Origin of the sequence: Paenibacillus sp. FSL W8-0186 (assembly GCF_037969765.1) — a bacterium.
GTDB classification, from domain to species: Bacteria; Bacillota; Bacilli; order Paenibacillales; family Paenibacillaceae; genus Fontibacillus; species Fontibacillus woosongensis.
The window spans coordinates 3,229,396-3,249,107 of record NZ_CP150207.1; the positions used below are offsets into that span (position 1 = coordinate 3,229,396).

General features: G+C 52.1%; 14 protein-coding genes. 1 reads left to right on the forward strand and 13 read right to left on the reverse strand.

What is annotated here, in order from left to right; all coding sequences use genetic code 11:
* The first annotated feature begins 195 nt into the window (after positions 1 to 195).
* On the forward strand, positions 196 to 780 hold the full coding sequence (locus MKX50_RS14520; RefSeq protein WP_213591926.1) for a hypothetical protein: 585 nt from the start codon (positions 196 to 198) through the stop codon (positions 778 to 780).
* Positions 781 to 899: 119 nt separating this feature from the next.
* Here MKX50_RS14520 and MKX50_RS14525 read toward each other — a convergent pair whose 3' ends face one another.
* The 13 genes from MKX50_RS14525 to leuD all read right to left on the reverse strand — a co-directional run bounded on the left by MKX50_RS14525 (position 900) and on the right by leuD (position 19,707).
* On the reverse strand, positions 900 to 1,358 hold the full coding sequence (locus MKX50_RS14525; RefSeq protein ID WP_213591924.1) for a GNAT family N-acetyltransferase: 459 nt from the start codon (positions 1,356 to 1,358) through the stop codon (positions 900 to 902).
* Positions 1,351 to 2,535 (reverse strand): formate-dependent phosphoribosylglycinamide formyltransferase, encoded by a 1,185-nt coding sequence (purT, locus tag MKX50_RS14530; protein ID WP_339157272.1) that lies wholly within the window; start codon positions 2,533 to 2,535, stop codon positions 1,351 to 1,353. The genes MKX50_RS14525 and purT overlap by 8 nt, the downstream gene beginning before the upstream one ends.
* A gap of 113 nt (positions 2,536 to 2,648) precedes the next feature.
* Positions 2,649 to 4,442, reverse strand: coding sequence for an ABC transporter ATP-binding protein (locus tag MKX50_RS14535; RefSeq protein WP_339160133.1), 1,794 nt, complete (start codon positions 4,440 to 4,442; stop codon positions 2,649 to 2,651).
* Positions 4,443 to 4,500: 58 nt separating this feature from the next.
* Positions 4,501 to 6,270: an ABC transporter ATP-binding protein gene (locus tag MKX50_RS14540; protein ID WP_213591920.1), complete on the reverse strand. Its 1,770-nt coding sequence runs from the start codon at positions 6,268 to 6,270 to the stop codon at positions 4,501 to 4,503.
* 109 nt (positions 6,271 to 6,379) lie between these two features.
* On the reverse strand, positions 6,380 to 10,075 hold the full coding sequence (locus MKX50_RS14545; RefSeq protein WP_339157273.1) for a dynamin family protein: 3,696 nt from the start codon (positions 10,073 to 10,075) through the stop codon (positions 6,380 to 6,382).
* Positions 10,076 to 10,466: 391 nt separating this feature from the next.
* Entirely contained in the window at positions 10,467 to 10,751 is a 285-nt protein-coding gene (locus tag MKX50_RS14550) for an NAD/NADP transhydrogenase alpha subunit (RefSeq protein WP_213591916.1), read from the reverse strand.
* A 33-nt stretch (positions 10,752 to 10,784) separates the two neighbouring features.
* Positions 10,785 to 11,453: an endonuclease III gene (gene nth / locus MKX50_RS14555; RefSeq protein ID WP_339160134.1), complete on the reverse strand. Its 669-nt coding sequence runs from the start codon at positions 11,451 to 11,453 to the stop codon at positions 10,785 to 10,787.
* Positions 11,454 to 11,547: 94 nt separating this feature from the next.
* Positions 11,548 to 14,307: an S-layer homology domain-containing protein gene (locus tag MKX50_RS14560; RefSeq protein ID WP_339157274.1), complete on the reverse strand. Its 2,760-nt coding sequence runs from the start codon at positions 14,305 to 14,307 to the stop codon at positions 11,548 to 11,550.
* Positions 14,308 to 14,378: 71 nt separating this feature from the next.
* Positions 14,379 to 14,993: a GerMN domain-containing protein gene (locus tag MKX50_RS14565; RefSeq protein WP_213591912.1), complete on the reverse strand. Its 615-nt coding sequence runs from the start codon at positions 14,991 to 14,993 to the stop codon at positions 14,379 to 14,381.
* Between the two features lie 78 nt (positions 14,994 to 15,071).
* Positions 15,072 to 16,508 carry an N-acetylmuramoyl-L-alanine amidase family protein gene (locus tag MKX50_RS14570; protein WP_339157275.1) on the reverse strand — a complete coding sequence of 479 codons (1,437 nt, stop codon included), beginning with the start codon at positions 16,506 to 16,508 and terminating at the stop codon, positions 15,072 to 15,074.
* Positions 16,509 to 16,730: 222 nt separating this feature from the next.
* Positions 16,731 to 17,288, reverse strand: a complete 558-nt coding sequence (locus tag MKX50_RS14575; RefSeq protein ID WP_339157276.1) for a GerMN domain-containing protein — start codon at positions 17,286 to 17,288, stop codon at positions 16,731 to 16,733.
* Positions 17,289 to 17,337: 49 nt separating this feature from the next.
* A complete protein-coding gene (locus MKX50_RS14580) occupies positions 17,338 to 18,840 on the reverse strand; it encodes an N-acetylmuramoyl-L-alanine amidase family protein (RefSeq protein ID WP_339157277.1) in 1,503 nt (500 codons plus the stop codon).
* 264 nt (positions 18,841 to 19,104) lie between these two features.
* Positions 19,105 to 19,707 (reverse strand): 3-isopropylmalate dehydratase small subunit, encoded by a 603-nt coding sequence (gene leuD, locus MKX50_RS14585; RefSeq protein ID WP_339157278.1) that lies wholly within the window; start codon positions 19,705 to 19,707, stop codon positions 19,105 to 19,107.
* Between the last annotated feature and the right edge of the window lie 5 nt (positions 19,708 to 19,712).

Below are 19,712 nucleotides of genomic sequence, written 5' to 3' on the forward strand. Positions count from 1 at the left end.
AAACGATGTATGTATTCCTAGATTTCCACCCGATTTTATAATATCGCCCACCAAATGTAAACTATAGGGCCACGACCATAGTCTAGTATTATTTGCGGCTTTAGACGGTTTTGCTATTCCCCCAATTGGCATACCATGGTAATATCAATTATTGGTAGTACATAACCTATAAATTTTAATGGCGGTTGAAAAAATATGAACAATGATACACAAATTTATATTCTGCTGAGCAATCCGCGGACCATCGTCACGAAATTAATCGGTTTGTACACTAGAGCGAAATACAACCATGCTTCGATTGCATTTGATTCCGAACTTCGCGAAGTGTACAGCTTCGGCCGCAAGCATCCGCTTATTCCCGTGTTCGGCGGATTCGTTAAGGAGAACATTCACTCCGGCGTTTTCGAGAAAGCGACATGCGCTGTCTACAGCTGCCGCGTTAATAAAACTACATACGAAAGAATGCGCAGCTACGTCCGGCAATTCGAAGAGAACGACGAGCTTTACAGCTATAATTTCCTCGGCATCCTCGGCATTATCCTCAATATGGAGCTCGGTGGAGAGAACTCCTATTTTTGCTCCCAATTCGTCAGCGCTGTCTTTCAGCAAGGCGGTGTACATCTCGTAAATAAGTCAGCTGCTCTCACAACTCCCGCTGATTTGGAATCCTGCTCACATCTCGAGCTCATATTCCGCGGGAGATTGGATACGTACCGTCAGCTATGCCGGTATCGTCGAAGCAGTAATGTCCAGCAGCAGCAGCCATCCTTCGTCATGTAGCAGCTCCGCGCATCGCTTCGCCCCACAATTTGAATGAAACAGTAAAGAACCTCGCCTAAGGCGAGGTTCTTTACTGTTTCTGCTATATTCTTGGGATCGATATCTAGCGCCTCTATCGCTTAGGTATCTAAAGATTTGCTTAGACGGTAGCCTCGGCAAATAAAGCCCACATGCTCATAAAAGGTCTTCGCCAGCATATGGCGCTCTCCGCCCGCAGACAATACCAGCTGCAGGCTTCCCTGCTCCTTAGCCCAAGCTTCAGCCGCCTCCACGAGCTGACGGCCGATTCCGGTGCCCCGGTGCTGCTCATCCACGACCATTGCCGTAATCTGCGTTACTGGATTGCTCATGTCATGCGTCTGATGCTGTTTCAAAAAGGTTGTACCCACAAGCTTGCCATCCAACTCGGCGACGAAACTGCATAAGAGCGGATGCTCCTCCAACATGCTAAGGCGCTCCTTAAGCACGCTTGGCGTCGTCGGATATTTCAGCTGGCGCATTAAGGGCAGCATCTGATCCACGTCCCCGGAACAACTTCTGCGAATGACTAAAGCCGGTGCCAACACCATACTACTCATTGACCTTTACCACCTTTAATGAGCTAGCCGCTTGTTTAGCGCGGCTGCGAGCTGTTTCAACATTTTCTGCTCCACTGAGAGCAACGGCCATCCGTCTTCCCTGCTTGCTAAGCGGCTTGCCAAATACGCGGACTTGCGTCCTTGGCACGCTCAGCGCTTCCTCCATGCCGGTGATCGCGAAGGCTTCTCCTTCCAGATCGCTCTTGAGCGTCGCGGAAGCTCCGGGCGTCAGCAATTCGACGGAAGGAATCGGAAAGCCCAGAATGGCCCGCACATGCAGGGCAAACTCTGATAAATCCTGGGTAACCATCGTCACCATCCCGGTATCATGCGGCCTCGGAGATACTTCGCTAAATATCGCCCGGTCGTCCGTCAGGAACAATTCGACACCGAACACGCCATAGCCGCCCAGAGCATCCGTAACTTTACGGGCGATCTCCTGCGCTTCGGCCAGCAGCGCTGCGCTCATAGCATGAGGCTGCCACGATTCGACGTAATCCCCATCCTCCTGAACGTGCCCGATTGGAGGGCAGAACACCGTTCCGGAGGAAGTCCGAACCGTCAACAATGTAATCTCGCTAGTAAAAGGGATAAAAGCTTCAACAATAACCCGCGTTTGCTTCGCGCGGGCGCCATCCAGCGCAGTCTGCCAGCAATGCGGCACGTCGCCAGGCTCCCGGCATACGCTCTGGCCTTTGCCGGATGAGCTCATTAGCGGCTTAACAACACATGGATAGCCAACCTCGGCAGCGGCCGCTTCCAGTTCCTCCAGACTGCTGGCGAACCGGTAATCCGCCGTCGGCAGACCCAGCTCTTCCGCAGCAAGCCGCCGAATGCCTTCCCGGTCCATCGTCAGCCTTGCCGCTGCAGCGGTCGGAATGACCTTATAGCCTTCGCGCTCCAGCTCGACAAGAACATCCGTCGCAATGGCTTCGATTTCTGGAACAATAAGATCCGGCGAGACGCTGGTAATCAAAGACCGCAGCGCCGCGCCGTCCAGCATATCCATGACATGGGACTCATGTGCGACTCCCATTGCGGGCGCGTGCTCGTAACGGTCGACAGCGATGCATCTGACGCCGAGCCGCTGAGCTTCGATGACTACTTCTTTGCCCAATTCCCCACTGCCAAGCAGCATAATGCTCTTGGCATGCTCTGATTGAGGAGCACCCCACATGACTTCAGATATCCCCCTTGAATGATGAGTTAATTCGTCTTCATCTATTTTCGGGTTTTATGAGAAATAAAGCAATAGTTCGACATTAAAATGTGATTAAAATCTTCAGAAAACTACAAAAAACGAAACTGGGCTTCGACAAGTCCGCTGTAAATTCCCTTTTGTTCCATTAATTGCTGATGAGAACCCTGCTCCTTGATCTCCCCGTGATCCAAGACGACGATATTATCGGCATTGCGGATCGTCGACAACCGGTGAGCAACGATAAAGGAGGTTCTCCCTTTCAGCAGCACCTTTAGCGCATCCTGGATTTTCAGCTCGGTCTCCGTATCGATGCTTGCCGTCGCTTCATCGAGAATCAGAATACGGGGGTTGGCCAACAGCGCCCGTGCGAACGACAGCAGCTGGCGCTGCCCCATTGACAAGGCATTTCCGCGTTCCTCCACCTCGGTATCATAGCCCCCCGGAAGCTTCATGATGAAATCATGCGCATCCACCGCTTTTGCCGCCGCTTCGACTTCTTCATCGGTCGCATCGAGGCGTCCGAAGCGAATATTATCGCGAATGCTGCCGGAGAAAATAAATGTATCCTGAAGCACGATTCCGATTTGGCTTCTGAGGCTTTGAACAGTAACGTCCCTAATATCGTGGCCATCGATGCACACCGAACCTTCTGTCGTATCGTAGAACCGGCTGAGCAGGTTGATAATCGTACTTTTTCCTGAGCCAGTATGTCCGACAAGAGCTATCGATTGGCCCGAACACACATTTAAGGAAATTCCTTTCAGTGCTTGACGGCCCTTCTCATATTCAAATATGACGTTCTTGAACTCAATATTCCCTTCGATCGGCGGAAGCGGCTTCGCTCCCGGCTTATCCGCAATACTCGGCTCCTCATCGATAAATTCGAAGATGCGTTCGGAGGATGCCATGGCGACGAGCAGCTGATTATACATCATGCCAAGCCGGTTGATCGGATCCCAGAAGTTCCCTACATAGTTGCTGAACGCCACCAGCAGCCCGATGGTCAGCTGTCCTGACTGGATCATGTACGCCCCGAGCATAAACAAGATGAACGTTCCCAGTCCGCCGGTGATTTCAATTATAGGGCCGAACATCTGGTTCATCGCCGACGCCTTATCCCATGACTTCTTGCTGTCCATGTTCATCATATCGAAGTAGCGCATGTTCTCTTGCTCCTGCGTGTACGCCTGAGTAACACGAATACCCTGAATCGATTCGTTCAGATGGGAATTGATCCGGGAATTTCGCATCCGCACCTCCTGCCAGGCAATCCGGATTTTCTGCCTTAGCTTCGTCGATACGAAGAACATGATCGGTACGGTGATCATGACCGCCAGCCCGAGCTGCCAGTTGATCAGCAGCAGAATGACGACGATCCCCGCCAGCTGCACGCAGTCAATCATCAGGTTGACCACGCCGTTCGTAAACAGATCCTGCAGCGAGTTCACATCGTTCGTAACCCGAACGAGTACGGAGCCCGCCGGCCGCTTGTCAAAGAAATTGAACGATAGCTTCTGAATATGCTTGAACAGATCCGAGCGCAAATCGTAAATGACTCTCTGCCCGATAATATTCGTATATTTAATACGCAGCTTGCTGGATATCCACTGCACGATATATAACGCAACGATGATTCCGGTCAGAATATAGAGCAGTTTTAGACTTGGGCTCCCGGCTTCCGGGGCGATCGCTTTATCGATCGCAATACTCGTCAAATACGGTACGGTGAGCTTGGTGATCGTTCCCAGCACCGTCATCAGCAGCACGAGCGGCAGCATCTGCCTCGCATAAGGCTTCATGTAAGCGAACAAGCGCCTGAACTGCTTCCAGTCAAATGCTTTGTCGATCAGTTCGTCGTCCTGATAGACGAAGCGATCCTCGATCCGCGTCTTCTGTTTCTTTCCTTTGAACGCCTGATTGCTGCGGGTTTCCGTATGCACGCTACATCACCTTCCCTTCATGGCCCTGGTTAGCCCTGGACAAGTGGTCCGCATATTGGATATGGTACACGTCCTGATACGGCCCAGGAATTGCGATTAGCTCCTCATGGGTGCCGCGCTGAACGATCCGCCCTTCATCGAGAACGAGGATTTCATCCGCATGGCGAAGCGACGAAATACGGTGGGCGATAATGAAGGTAGTCCGGCCCTGCATCACTTCCTGGAAGCCTGACTGGATTTCATGCTCGGTCTCCATATCCACGGCGCTCGTCGCGTCGTCGAGAATCAGAATGCGCGGATTTTTGAGCAGCGCCCGCGCGATGGCAATCCGCTGCTTCTGTCCGCCGGACAGCCCCATGCCCCGCTCGCCGACTACAGTATCATAGCCATCCGGCAGCTCCATGATGAAATCATGGGCTTTGGCCAGCTTGGCGGCATGAATGATCTCCTCCATCGAAACCTGCGTCATCCCGTAAGCGATATTGTTGCGAATCGTGGAAGAGAACAGGAACGTCTCCTGAAAGACGGTTGCGATCCCGCTCCGCAGGCTCTTAATGCGTATGTCCCTGATGTCTCTTCCGTCCAGGCGGATGCTTCCCTCGTTCACATTGTAGGCGCGCATCAGGAGCTGAATGATCGTCGATTTCCCCGAGCCGGTTCCGCCGAGGAACCCGATGACCGAGCCCGGTTCCGCCGTAAAATGGATATCCGTAACCGCAGGCATCTTGTTGCCGTAAGCAAATGTAACGTGGTCGAATTCCACTTTGCCCTTCACGTTCTCCAGATCCAAGTCTACTGCGCCAGCTTCATCCTTCACATCCACGTTCTGGTTCAATATTTCCAGCACCCGCTCTCCTGAAGCCTTGGACTGGGTATAGTTGTTAATATGGAAGCCAAGCCCCCACATTGGTCCAATGATGAACCAGATCAAGCTGAAGAAGGCAACTAAGTCTCCGAGCGTCAGCTGTTCCTTAATGACGAGCGTTCCCCCTACGGCCAGCAGGACAGCTACGCTGATCGAGGCCAGCAGCTCCATGACAGGAAAAAATCTGCTCCACAGCATCGAGGCAAAAATCTGATTATCCTTGTAACGCTCATTCCGGTGCGAGAATTTCTCCATCTCGTAAGGTTCGCGCGCAAAGGACTTAACCGTACGCACCCCGGTTACGTTCTCCTGAACCGCCGTCGTCAGCGAGCTCAGGGCGAGGCGCATTTCCTGAAAGGCAGGGTGGATTTTCGATTCGAATTTTAGAGCTACCGCAGCCAGAAAAGGAATGGTTATCATCGTGATCAGCGTCAGCTGCCAATGAATCGACATCATCATGGCCGCACCGAAAATGACCATGAGCACCAGATTGAGCAGCTGTGCAAACCCAAAGCCGACGAAGTTGCGAATGGCCTCCAAATCCCCCGTCAGCCGGGACATCAGGTCACCGGTTTTTGCTCTATCATAATAGCGGAACGACAGGAATTGCAGCTTCTCGTAACAGGCATTCCGCAGCCGGTAAGCGAGATAGTTGCCGAGTCTTCCGCCGAAAAATCCATGTAAAAACTGCAAAAAGGCCTTGATGATCACGACGCCGAGCGCTGTCAGGGCAATCCACAGCACCCCGTCATATTGTGCCGGACGAATTACGTCGTCAATCAGCTTTCTGAGCAGCATAGGATATATGAGCCCAAAGCCGGTTGCTGCCGCCAGGCATAGAATCGACATTATTAAATATGTTCGTCGTTCCCGGTAATACCCTCTTAATTGCCTTAGTACTTCCATGTCGTTCCCTCCCAGTAACGCATGTCATCGATGGCTTGCAACATCTGAAATTTGCCCCTCTTCGCGACTGCCGCGTTACTTTTCAGTTATGTTGTTTTTGGAATTTAGATCAAAGCAATGCCTGATGAAGTGCATGAAGACGCTGCGGTACGGCCTTCCACGATTCATCTGAATCCGTGGCTGAAGGCATGCCGGAAACGCTGCTCTCCCATTCTTCCCACTGCGCTTCGAGCGACGCTGCGATCGCCGCAAATCTCGCCGAAGTCTCCTGCGTGTAAAATTCGATCAGATCGCGGCCAAAGCGCTGCACCGCCTCTTTGATGCTATCGCTGAGCGGCTCCTCCAGAGCGTCGCGCAATCTTTGCTTCCCCCCTCCTTCAAAGAAATTTTTTGGATTTTTGAAATAACTCCAATATGAAGCTGCCTTAATGCCTTGCTCCAGACTTCCCTCGGAAACGCTTGGAGTCAGCCAGGCAGAGGTTGCATAAATTGACAGCGCCGGCAGCGCCGGAATTTCTTGCTGCAGCCTTACGAGCCAAGCCTCGGCTTCCTTCGCCAGCAGCGACTCGCATTTCTTCTCCAGCCGCAGGGAGGTTGCCTGAACTTCGCGTTCAAGCTCTATGCTGAGCTGAGCCAGCCAGCCCTTGACTGAAGCCGCGAATTTCCGCTTCATATCCCCTCCGTCATCCTGGAGAAGCGAAGGATGGAAATATTCATGGAATAAATCACCGGCTAGAAACTGCAGCCTTCTGCGCACATGGAACAGCAGTTCTCCGGTTTCCTGTGCGATTTCGGCCTCTTTATCGCTGTTTGCCAGCATCTGAAGTTCTTCTAAGAAACGCTTGCGGTCCAGCGATAACTGAACCTTAAGCTGCTCGCGTTCCTCTTCGCTTTTGGCCAGCGTCTCGCTCCACTGCTCCGCCCGCGCGATGAACTGCTGCAGTTCATGGCGGGCCGCATCTACGGCGAGACCCGCCAAGTCCTCGCTAATAAAGCGGAGGAACGGGGCCTCGAACCGGGCGAAGCCCGAACTTTCGAGCTTCGCCGCATCCGCGCTGCGCTTCGCATCGAGCGCAGCGATGCTGGACACGGGATAAATTTGCGGAGCCTCGATGCCTGCGGCCCGCAGTCCGCCCTCTACATGTTCGACTACGCTAGCGAGCTCGCCCGGCGTTGACGCCAAATCCGCCGCGTTAACGATGAAGAACATTTTATCGAGCGCAAAGCTGCCCTTCACCCGGCCCAGATGGCCCAAAAACTGGCGGTCCGCACGGGAGAAGGCATGGTTGTAGTAGGTAACGTACAGCAATGCATCGCTATTTTTCATATATTCAAAGGTGACTCCGGTGTGCCGGGCATGAATGGAATCCGCCCCTGGAGTATCCACGATCACAATCCCCTGCTCGGTGAGCGGACAGGAGTAATACAGGTCAATGCCCGCTACGAAGCAGGCGCGGCTCTCTTCCGCCACATACTCGGCGAATTGCTCCAGTCCCGTGACCTCACGGCTGCCAAGTCTTGCAGCGTTGTGCTCCCAGCCGATTGCCGCCGCTTTCAGGAAGCTGAAGTGAGCCCTCCCGGAAGGCGGCACGTCCGGAGCCTTTAGTTTATTCACTTCGGCTCTCCAGCTTCCTTCTTTCCACGCTCCGAGCTGCAGCGCCTCGAAGGAGTATGCCAGATCCTCGCGCATCGCTTCCAGAGACTTGAAGGTGATGGCCGCCTGGCCATGCTTCATGTCCCCTTCGGGCGCGAGGATGCGGTTAATCGCCGCCGTCGTCGGATGCGGCGATACCGGCAGCACCTGAGCGCCGAGCAGCGCGTTCGCGAAGGAGGATTTGCCCGCGCTGAACGCCCCGAACAGCGCGACCGTAAAGCGGCCGCCGCGAAGAACGTCTGCGCGGGCGCGCAGCTCCCTTACCCCCGACCCGAAGGCGGGGTAAGGGGCCAGCGCCTCAGCTGCGGCGCTCAGCACCGCGGCCGCTTCGCCCAGCCGCTGCCGCCCGCTTATCGCGGCAGCGGCGGCTGCGCCAGCGCTGTCGCTGGCGCTCGCGGGCACCGCGGCCGCCGGCGGCGCCATGACCGCCGCAGCGGGCGCCTGTGGGCGCTGCGGCGCAGCCGGCGCCCCTGGCGCGGCGTCCCTCACCTCCGGCAGAATGCCGGGAGGGAGGGACGGGCGCTCGCCGAGCAGCGCGTGGATGCGCGCAGCTCGCTCCTTGGCGGCAGCGCGCAGCGCCTGCAGCCGCCCGGCGGCGCCGGAGCGCGCCAGCAGCGCCTCGCGCTGCGCGGCCAGGCTGTGCCGCGCCTCGTTAAGGCGCGGCGCCAGCTCCGCGAGCAGACCGTCCGCGATAGCGAGGGCTGCGCGGCGGTAGCGGCCGGCGATCCCGGCCGCCACATCGGCGGCGTAGCGGAGCGTGTACTCGCCGGAGAGCAGCGCGCCTTCGCGTGCAGAACCGGCGATCCACTCTTCCTCTGCCTGCGGAAGCTCCGCCTCCAGCCTGCTCTCCCACTCCGCGCTCCACAGCCCGTGATTCTGACCGAGGCGGCGCAGCAAATCGCGCACATGCCAATCTACCTGCGCTTGCACCTGCTCCCGCAGCTTGCCTAGAAAGAGGTCCCTCCTCCGTTCCTTCTCGCGTTCCGTCTTGCCGGCATGGAACAAAAGACCCATCTTAAAGCCAGACTTCCGGCTCTCCAAATACAGTGCGGCAGCTTCCCGCAGATCAGGCGTCATCAAATGCGCATTGGCCAGCAGTCCGTCCAATTCCTTCGTTAAATCATTGCGCAGCCGATCGATGAGGCCATCCTGCTCGGTAAACTCCCGCTCCAGCACCGACAATTCCGCCTGTAGGCTTAACAGGGCTTCCTCGCCGCCGACTTCCTCAAGCAGCCGCTCCTGTTCTTCCTCGTCTGCATCGTTCAGCCGCTTCAAATACTGTTCCGCTCCATGGAAAAGCGAGCAGCCGATGCTGAACTCGAGCAGACTCTCCCGAATCTCAAACAGGGAGGCAATCGTCTTCTCCAGCTCGCTCAGCATATTTAACGGATGGGACAGCTCCTTCAGGGATATATAGAACACCCCTGCCGGTACGATTCCCCATAACTCGAAGGCGTCCTCTACGGAGCTGCGGTATTTCCCGAACGACAATTCGGTTTCCCGGTGCTTGTCGATCTGATTTACGACGAGATAGAGCGGTTTCCCCCAATCAGCCAGCCGTTTGGCAAACGACAGATTGCTTTCCGACAGAACATGGTTGTAGTCCATAACGTAGAACACGACATCAGCTAGATGCAGCGCCGAGTTGGTAGCCATCGCGTGTCCAGCGTCATTCGAATCGACGCCAGGCGTATCCAGCAGCACGCCATGCCGCCCCAATATAGGAACATCATCCCAGAGGGAGATCATCGAATATGTATTTCCGTCCCGGCAATAGTCATCCAGTTGATCCAGATGAAGCTCAATCTGCTCCGAACGCGCTTCCTCCGTTTCGCTTATATCTCCGTATTCCGCCTCCGCCCGCGTAAGGACTGCCCGAGGCTCTCCATTGCGAATGGCGGCTACATTGGCGGTTGTCGGTATCGGCCCCGACGGCAGCACCTGCTTGCCGCACAGCCTGTTAATCAGACTGGACTTGCCTGCGGAGAAATGTCCGCAGAACGATAACGTTAATTCATCAGCTTCCAGCTTCCTTGTTAAATCTTGAATTTCCCGGCAAGCCCTTAGGTCTTTACCTGACTCATATAACTTCAAGAACTGGTCAAGTCGGTCATGAAGCCGCTGATCCCGACCAATTGTCAACGTTTCCATGAATATGTACTCTCCTTATTTATGTTTGCCTAACGCCTCACGAAGCAAGAAGCGGTATTCATTTTTAGTATTCTCCTCGACATATTCCATGTCTTAGGAAATACATTCATTTTACATGAGTGGCATCCGTCAGGGAAGTCTCATAATTAGTGATTTTCCAGTAAAAATTATAGAACTTCCAGCTTATATATAGAAAAACGCCGCTCAGGGTACATTCTTCGTTGCCAAATGGCCGATATCTTCGTTTTTGATTAAAAATGAAGCATTTCATCCTCTTAAATATACATTATTTTAGATTCGCCTGTTTTAACCCGTAATATTCCAGATGCCTAACCCAAAAAACCGTCTCACGGATATGCCCGCAAGACGGTATTCTGATTAGCCAAACCGTTTACACCGAAGGTGCTTCGAGCGAATCGGCCTCGGATGGAATTAGAATTTCAAACACTTTGCCATGCTGTAATATGGTGATTCCTTTCTCCTTGTCCTTCATTACGACCACTTCAGGTTTGGCCGCCATGCGCTCCAAATAATGGCTCGGCACTTCGCCGGAGTCGCTGACAGTCACACCTTCAACCTCGCGCTCGTCATTCTCCTGCAAGTCGATTTCGATGACCTGCTCGAACATATCGGAGAATTGCTCAAAACTATCGGTGTACACAGAAATACATTTCATGGAGTCTCATCCTCTTCTACCTAGGTTTGAAAGTCACTTCTCTCTATCTTTTCTGACCAGTGACTTTTTCATACGTTTTTTGCCTTCCCGGCAAACATCCAGCAGCGGACAAATCTCGCACTGCGGATTCTGGGCCTTGCAATGATATCTTCCGAAAAAGATCAGCCGATGATGGGTAATCGTCCATTCTTCCTTGGGAACTCGCTTCATCAGCTTCTTCTCGACTTCAAGCACGGAATCGTTCCAGCCTGCCAATCCCAACCGCTTGCTGACCCGTTCCACGTGCGTATCGACGGCGATCGCCGGGACGCCGAAGGCGTTCGAAACGACCACGTTGGCCGTCTTGCGCCCCACGCCCGGAAGCTTCACCAGTTCGGCATGCTCGCGAGGAACCTCCCCGTCGTACTGTTCAATGAGAATCCGGCATAAATTCTGAATATGCTTGGCTTTACTCCGAAATAGTCCGATGCGCCGGATATCCTGCTCCAGCTCTTCGAGCGGAACGGCAAGATAATCTTCCGGCGTCTTGTATTTCTGAAATAAATCTTCCGTCACCTTGTTTACGGTTGCGTCGGTACACTGTGCCGACAGCAGCACGGCAATCGTCAATTCAAACGCATTGCTGTGGCGGAGCTCACAGTGCGCATCCGGAAACATAGCGCCGATGCAGTCCAGAATATGACGGACACCCGCGGCATTCATGTCTCCACCTAACCTTTCTTCATGGATCTTCACGACGAAAACCGTCTTGCCCGGGAATGATCCCGCAACAAGACGGTTATTCTCACGAAAATGATTATTGTTTTTCGATTTCAACGAGTCTTTCACCATTGAAATACAAAACAATTTTATCATCATCTTTCAGAGATTGCACGGAAATCGTCGTATCACCTTGGTGAACATACGTATCCGCATTTACAAAAAAGCGATATTTGTCATCCGCGATGGTCGCTCTTTTAACAACAAGCTCTCTAGCATTTGCATCATAGCGGGAGAATTTCCGCTCTAGCGAAGTCAGAACCTTGACGATAAGGGTACCGTCACTGTCTTTGCGCACCTCTACGCGATCCGCTGATGCTAGTCCGCCTGTCCCGGTAGTTACGGACGTTCCGCGAACAACTTTGACGCTGCCCGAAAGCGGGAACGATTCGGTTCCGCCGGCAAAGGTTTTGACCGTTAAGGTAGAGGCGTCGATATTTTGTACGCTGCCCAGCGTCAATTTGACAACCTGCAGCGATACCGCCTTATGCCCATTAAATGCCACGTTGATCGTTTGGCCGCTTTGGATATTGTTCACCCTGATCGGATTGCCGTTCTCATCCGTCAAAATCGCCTGATCGACGTAGAAGCTTTCTGTAAGACCGTTATTGCTGTTTACCGCTCTGATGCGGCTATAGGACGTATCTACCGAGCTGACCACGAATTGAGCGGAAGACTTTACAGCCAGCGTCTGAACCGCATCCTGGTTCGTACTTAGCATAGCAACTACAGGATCGCCGACTTTTACATCGCTCAGTGTCGCGCTCTTGCCGTACAATTCAATCGTAGGAGCGGTTCCCTGGTAAGGCAGTGCAATTGTTTTGTTGTCGGATGTTAGCAGCGTAATCTTCTTCTCCGCCGTATTTACAGACACAAAGGTGCCCTCATATTTATAAATCATTTGCACGCTTAGCGCCCGGCTGCCGATATAAGTCACATTAATTTTCCGGTCTTTGTTCAGGACGGATTCCATCCCCGCAAGGGTCGGCTGGTTGGAGTTGTATTCTACCTTCGTCTTATCATCCAAAACAAATACGTGCGGCTTCGCATTCGCATCCAGCACCGTCAGCGTCTTGGACTTGCTATCGTAGTTCACGACCGTAGCCGCCGGCATTTGCTCGGATTGGCGGCCTTCCACCACGATCTTCGTCACCCGCTCCTCAGCATCCAGTGTCAGCTCGACCTTATCGCCGCCGTTCAAATCAGCGAACAGATCGTCAAATGTAGCGTCTTTAATGCCGCCGACGATAATCTCCGGCTTCTCCGCTAACAGCTTCACTTCAGGATATCCACTGGCATTGCTGTAAGTCAACAAGCGTCCGTTCTGATCCAATCCAAGCAGCGTCCCTTTGACCGTTCGCTCGATGCTTTGCGTCACCTCAAGGGAATCCAGCACGCTGTTCTTCACCGAATATTTAATGGCCGAATTGGATTGCAATTCGTTGAGGCTGTTCAGCTTCTGGCTTTGGTACAGCAGAATCGTCGTCTCGTCCACTGCATAAGTCTCGACCGTGCCTGAAGCATCGCGAATCGTTATTTTCTTGCCGGTCACATCGACAGATTCAATTGTGCCAGTACCCGATTTGCTGACCAGGGCCGATTTCACTTGAACAAGCACCGGCTTCCTTGCCGCAGTATAAGTCTCCCGCTGTACGATGATCGTGCTCTCTGGAGTCAAGCTGCTGGCTGCCACTTTATTGCCGTTCTGATCCAGGAACGCTGTTGTATCGTCAAATGTATATTCCACGGAATCGTTATTCACGAGCATCAATATCCGATTGCCGTTCAGAATCCGAAGCAGGGTGCCCTCTGTACTCTCCAGCTGCTGATTCCCGTCAATGATTTCGACGTACGCCGCCGAACCAATTTTATCGATCGCCAGCACCTTTGTGTAAGGCTTTAAATCATGCTTCGAAATCTTTAATTGCGAATCCTTGGTGAAGTATACACTGCGGTTATCGAGAACGAAGCTCTTCAGCTGATTATCCACGTACAAGGTCAGCTTGCTGTCGGTCAGCTCGGTCACGATCCCTTCGTAAACGTTCGAATAATTGGCGTCTAAATGCTCCGCGCCTTTACCGAAGAAGGTCGCAATTTGTGCCCGTGTGACATTGCCCTGCGGATCGAATTTATTGCCTTCAATCCCTTTCGTAATATCCAATTTGGCGGCCAGATTCACATAACCTCTAACGGAAGAGGTAATTTTGTCGTGGTCTGCAAAGCCAGTTGCCGCTGTACCCAGCGCTTTGGCCTCCTCGTCTTTGCCTAGGGCGCGGATAAGAACTTTAGCTACCCATTCGCGGGACGCTTTTTTCTGTCCCCAGGACTCCTTCTCCTTTAAAATAGCCAGCTCTTCATCTTTATCGATCAGATTCTTCTTCAGAGCCAGCTCGACATAAGGTTTCGCGTAACCGCTAATTTGCAGCTCGGCAGGAACCGTATCTCCGCTGCCGACCTCAGCGCTTAAATTCATGAAGCGAATTGCCATCGTAATGGCTTCCTGCTGCGTAACGCTATCGCTCGGACGGAACTTGCCGGCATCCCCGACAATGATGCCCTCCGCAGCTAGCTTGTAAATATATTTCTCGGCCCAAAAGCCATTCTGTACGTCGCTAAACAAGGAAAATGCCGTATTTGACGTGTTCGTAATATTTGTTCCCGTTCCCGAATTGGCAGAAGACTCTGCCGGCTCGTCCGCGAAAACGGCTGCGCTGCCGCTTAGGCAGATCGCGGCAGCGAGCATGGCCGATACCGCCTTTTTGGAATTACGTCTATAAGTGCGTTTAAATGATGACATCAAATTCTCTCCTTCAACATTGATCTCTTAACCAAGTTCGACGGCGAGCTGCTATTTCCTCCAAAAAGTTGCTATTTTCTTTGAAAAGGATGCTCTAATTCGACATGGCCCATCAATGTGTCTGCCTGCTGGCCATCCACCAGAATTTCTATGGATTGCACTTCTTCGAACTGGAATATCGCCTTTGTCAACGACTCCACGGCGAGAGCTTCGCCGCCAGCTCCAAGCCGGGCCTCGTCGGGCAAAGTTAAATCGACAGTCAGCTTCCCGCCTTCAAGTACAGCCTGCTTGAAATTCACCTTCTCCCAAAGCGGCAGCAGGCCAGGAGTCTCGCTTTGCTGCAGCGCCTTTAAAGTCTGCATATATTTCTCGGTATCAGCACTATACGTAATTTCCTTATTCTCTGGAAACAGTTCGTTCAGTTGATCATCCGTGAAATATGCCTGAATAACCATCGTCTTGGCTTGCTCCTCCGGGGAGCTATGATGTGAATCGCCTGCGCCATGAGCAACGGGATTGCTCGGCGGTTCTTGAATCGCCGTTCCGTCTGTACTATTACCGGCATTTCCTTGATTTTCTTGTTTTCCTTGCTCACCTTCTACGAGCGCATTTGGCTTTTGGCCGCATCCCGCGGTTAGGGCAAGCAGAAGCACCAAAACGCCGATGATCCATAGTTTTCTGTTCATGGTCACTTCCTCCTCCTCTAAAGGTGTTCAGGAAGCCGGCAAGCCGGCTTCCTGAATGCACATTTTATGAGCCGCTGGCTATTTTAAACCCAAATACTCTTTGATTCCATCGACAACACCCTGGGCTACGCTGTTCTGGAATTTCTCCGTATACAGCAGGGCCTCATCGCTCTTATTGCTTAAATAACCAACTTCCAGCAGAACCGCTGGCATTGTTGTTTCTCGGGTAACGTGCAGACTCTTTGCCCGTACTTTCCGATCGGACAGACCGGAAGACTTGACCAGATATTTATGCATGACATTTGCAAATGGCACGCTTTCTTGCCGCGTATAATATGTTTCTACGCCGCTGGCCGTCGCGGATCCGCTATTGGCATGAATGGATACGAATACGTCGGCATTCAAATTGTTAGCCAGTTTGGCCCGGTCTTGCAGCGTCACGTACACATCTGTACTGCGCGTAAGCACATAGTCCAGCTGCGTTTCTTTCTTCAATAGCGCTTCGACTTTCTTGACGATAGAGAGGTTAAGGTCCTTCTCTTTCTTCTTCGTTACGCTGATGGCGCCCGGATCTGTACCTCCATGCCCCGCATCGATGACAACCAGCGGTTTGCCGCTGCCTTTCGATGGATAGCTCTGATCCACATTCAAATCAATAATGACATAACCGTCGTTTGCATTCAGTAAAGAATAGTTCCTTGCACCTGATAAATCCATGACAATCCTTATCGTTGAAGGATTATCGCTGAACTGCGAGTAGCGGATTTTGGTTACATCCGGATAATCGTTAATGTCCATGAATCCGGCCTGGAAAGCATCCAATGAATGATTGCTTGAAAATGATTCATCAAAGCGGGCATTTGGTATATCGATGACGATCCGGTCTGGCCCCGTCAAGCGAAATACATCGGGGGTTACGTTTTTGTCTACCGCTATAATCAGGCGATTGGCATCAAAGCCGATGCCTTTTACACCCGCCAAATTTTGTTGTTCCGGCACAGGAATGCCGGAACCGTTCCCTGGACTTCCGTTGTCTGAACCGGTATTGCCGGTGTTTCCTTCTATTCCGTTTCCGCTTCCATGATCCGGGGTAATTAAATATACCGTCTTCGTAGCGTTGTCCCAGCCTACAGTAAGACCCATTTGTTCACTAACAAAACGAAGAGGCACTAGCGTCGTATCCTCTTTCAGTATCGGAGCGGCGCCAAGGGCCAGCTTCTTGCCATTCACCGTAGCACTCGCCTGATTCACAACCAGCTTAATCGTTGTATCGCTTTGCTTTATAGTTACCGTGCGCGTCCCTTTTTCCCAATCGACGTCAAAACCCAGCTCCTCCATGACGACACGAATCGGAATCATCACATTGCCTTTCACATTCTGAACCTGGCCGTTCTTCGGCAAGTTCAGCGCTTCTCCGTTCAAATAGATGCTAGTGCCTCCTCCGGCAGCTTGTCCTATTGTCGGAAAAGCGAAAATACATACGAGCATGAATACCAAAAAACCAATTCTTCTCATCCGTCACCCCTACCATCTTAAAATTTTGCCTCGTGATGACCGATGACTTAAGCCCTGTTCCTCGGCATCACCAGACGACATATTAGACGTCCAGAATAACTAAAAGTTGCGTAATCTTTCCTGTTTTCCGACAATAGTCCCTACGACGGCCGGAATAAAAAAAAGACTATTTTCAAGCCCGAAAGCTTGGAAATAGTCTTTTTACTTGAGCAATTCCTGTATTTAACGAGTCATCGGATGGTCGAGTTCTACATGCCCCATGAGACTTTCTACCTGTTCTCCGCCGACCGTAAGCTCCAGGCTGCGAACCTCATCGAATTGGAACATCGTCGCTTTCAATGAATCGATAGCCAGTACTTCGCCGCCCGAGCCAAGACGGGCCTCGTCAGGCAGCCCGATATCAATTTGGAGCTCCCCGTCTGTAAATGTAACTTTGTTTAAAATGGCTTTCTCCCATAGTGAGAACAAGCCGTTTTCAGAAACCTGAAGCTGCTTAAAAGCTTCGGCATACTTGTCCTCATTTTGCTCGAACCGGATCTCGCGCTGCACCTTCGTCAGCTCCATGAGATCATCATCTGTAAAATATAACTCTACTTGCACGGTTTGCAGATTTGGCTCCTCAACCTGTGTATTATTCGGTCCTGCCCCTTGGGAAACATTAGGTTCGGTTACTTGAGCCGGCTGCTGCTCTCCTTCCGGAGCAGCTTGGGGCTTCTGCCCGCATCCGGCAAGCGCGGCCGCAAGCACAAGCACAGTTCCAGCCATAACAAGCTTTTTCAAAACGATTCCCCCTCTCTGTTACAATCTATACCCGCTTCGTTAGTTTCTGTCACAAGCCTAAATACTCTTTAATCCCGGCTACAATGCCTGCTGCAATTCTATCCTGTACGGCAGGATCTTTCAACACCGCGTCATCCTGGGGATTGCTGAGGAAGCCTGCCTCCAGCAGTATCGCCGGCATCGTCGTCTCGCGCGTCACTTTCAAATTCTGGTGCTTCACCTTGCGGTCGTTCAACCCGGTTGCTTCGATCATGTATTTATGTACCGTATCCGCAAGAGGTATGCTGACGTCCCGGGTATACAGCGTCTCGGTTCCAGTGGCTGTTACAGAACCGCTATTGGCATGAATCGAAATAAAAATGTCAGCTTGCAATTCGTTTGCAATTTGTACCCTTTCGTCCAGCGTCGGATATGTATCGTCGCTTCGCGTCAGCACCGTAATAATTTCCGTTTCTTGCTGAAGCAGCTCATTCACTCGTAGCGCAATCGCCAGATTGAAATCCTTCTCCCGTCCCCCCGTTACGCTCGGGGCTCCCGGATCCTTCCCGCCATGTCCAGCATCAATGACAACAAGTCTTTTGCCGTCCGGCCTTGCCGGAATTACAGGTAGCACAGGAGGAGTCGCGGCCTCCAAGGTCAGATCGACAAAGAGTGATCCGTTCTCGTTTGAAACTGCAAATTCTCTGCTCTCGTTCAAGTCGATAACGATTCTAATCGTAGATGGATCATTACTGAATAAGGCATAGCGAATTTTCGCCACTTCCGGGTAACCCTCAACCGCCAATTGTCCCTGGCTTGTCGCGTCCAGTGGCAGCGCATCCATAAATTCGTCGGCAAATTTAGCGTTCGGGATGTCAATCACAATCCGTTCCGGATCTGTCATCTTGAATACGTTCGGCGCTACCGGACGATCGGCTGAGATCATAAGGCGGTTCTCGGTGAAGCTTAAGCTGCTGATCCCCGCGAGATCTCCTTGACTATAATCATGGTCTGCCTGTGAACCGGCATTGCTGCCTCCCGTATTATCCGGCTGCTTTACTGGCTGCTGTGGAACAGCTTCCCCTTCGCCGGCTGGAGGTGTACTGGCCCCTCCATTGACAACGCCACCGCCAGAACCGCCGCTTTCACTGTACAGGTGCGCTGATTTTGTTTCGTTATCCCAGCTGACCTTCAGGCCCATCTGTTCACCGACAAAACGCAGCGGAACAAGCGTCGTGTTATCCTGCAGCAGCGGCGGAGCGGACAAGCCAACCTCGCTGCCGTCCACAACAGCCTTAGGGTTGTCTATAAAAAGCTGCAACAGCCGTTGGTCCTGCTTAATCGTAACCGTCTCCGTCTGCTTCTCCCATCCAACCTCATAACCAAGCCCTTCCGAAATGATACGAATGGGAACCATAACGCTGCCATTAACCAGACCTGCTTGTGCAGCGCCTGGCTGCTCCAGCTCCTGGCCGTCCAAATAAATGGCATGACCAGCGGCAGATGCCTCCCCAATGCCCGGCAAAGCCCACAGCATTACAACCAGCATCAACAGAAAACCTAACTTCTTCATCGTATCCCCTACCAATCCCTTTTTCCGCCCACCGGCTGTAATATTATACCAGGTTCAAACGACACCAAAATATGACATGCTCGTACACGATCCCATGTCACCTTCTAATTAATCCCATACTATCAGAAAATTCGTCCAGATCATAGACTTTAATGCAAGATTCGCGAAAGAGATTCATATATTTGTAGTATGTTTATAGACAAAAATAGACAGCCCCCGAACTACTCATGTAGGCCGGGGACTGTCTATTATGCTGTGTTGGCACTATGCGATCGAGTTGCTTGCTCTCTTCGCTTCATAAGCTGAGATGAGATGCTCATGCTGCAGTGTAAGTCCGATATCGTCAAGACCTTGCAGCAGGAACTGGCGGCGGTGCTCATCCAGATCAAACGAAATATGCAAGCCGTATTGATCCGTAATCGTTTTGTTCTCCAAGTCAACCGTCAGTTGATAACCCTCGTGCGCAGCAGTGCGCTGGAACAGGTCTTCAACCTGTTCTTCGGAGAGCTTGATCGGCAGAATGCCGTTTTTGAAACAGTTGTTATAGAAAATATCCGCAAAGGACGGAGCGATGACACAGCGGAAGCCGTAATCCAGAATCGCCCATGGCGCGTGCTCACGGGAGGATCCGCAGCCGAAATTGACTCGCGAGATTAGAATTGATGCTCCTTCATAACGAGGCTTATTCAGCTCAAACTCCGGATTTATATTACCTTCCGTGTCAAAACGCCATTCATAGAACAAAAATTGTCCAAATCCAGTACGCTCAATCCGCTTCAAAAATTGTTTAGGAATAATCGCGTCCGTATCTACGTTTACGCGGTCCACGGGACCGACGATGCCTGTAAGTTTGTTAAAAGCTTCCATGATTA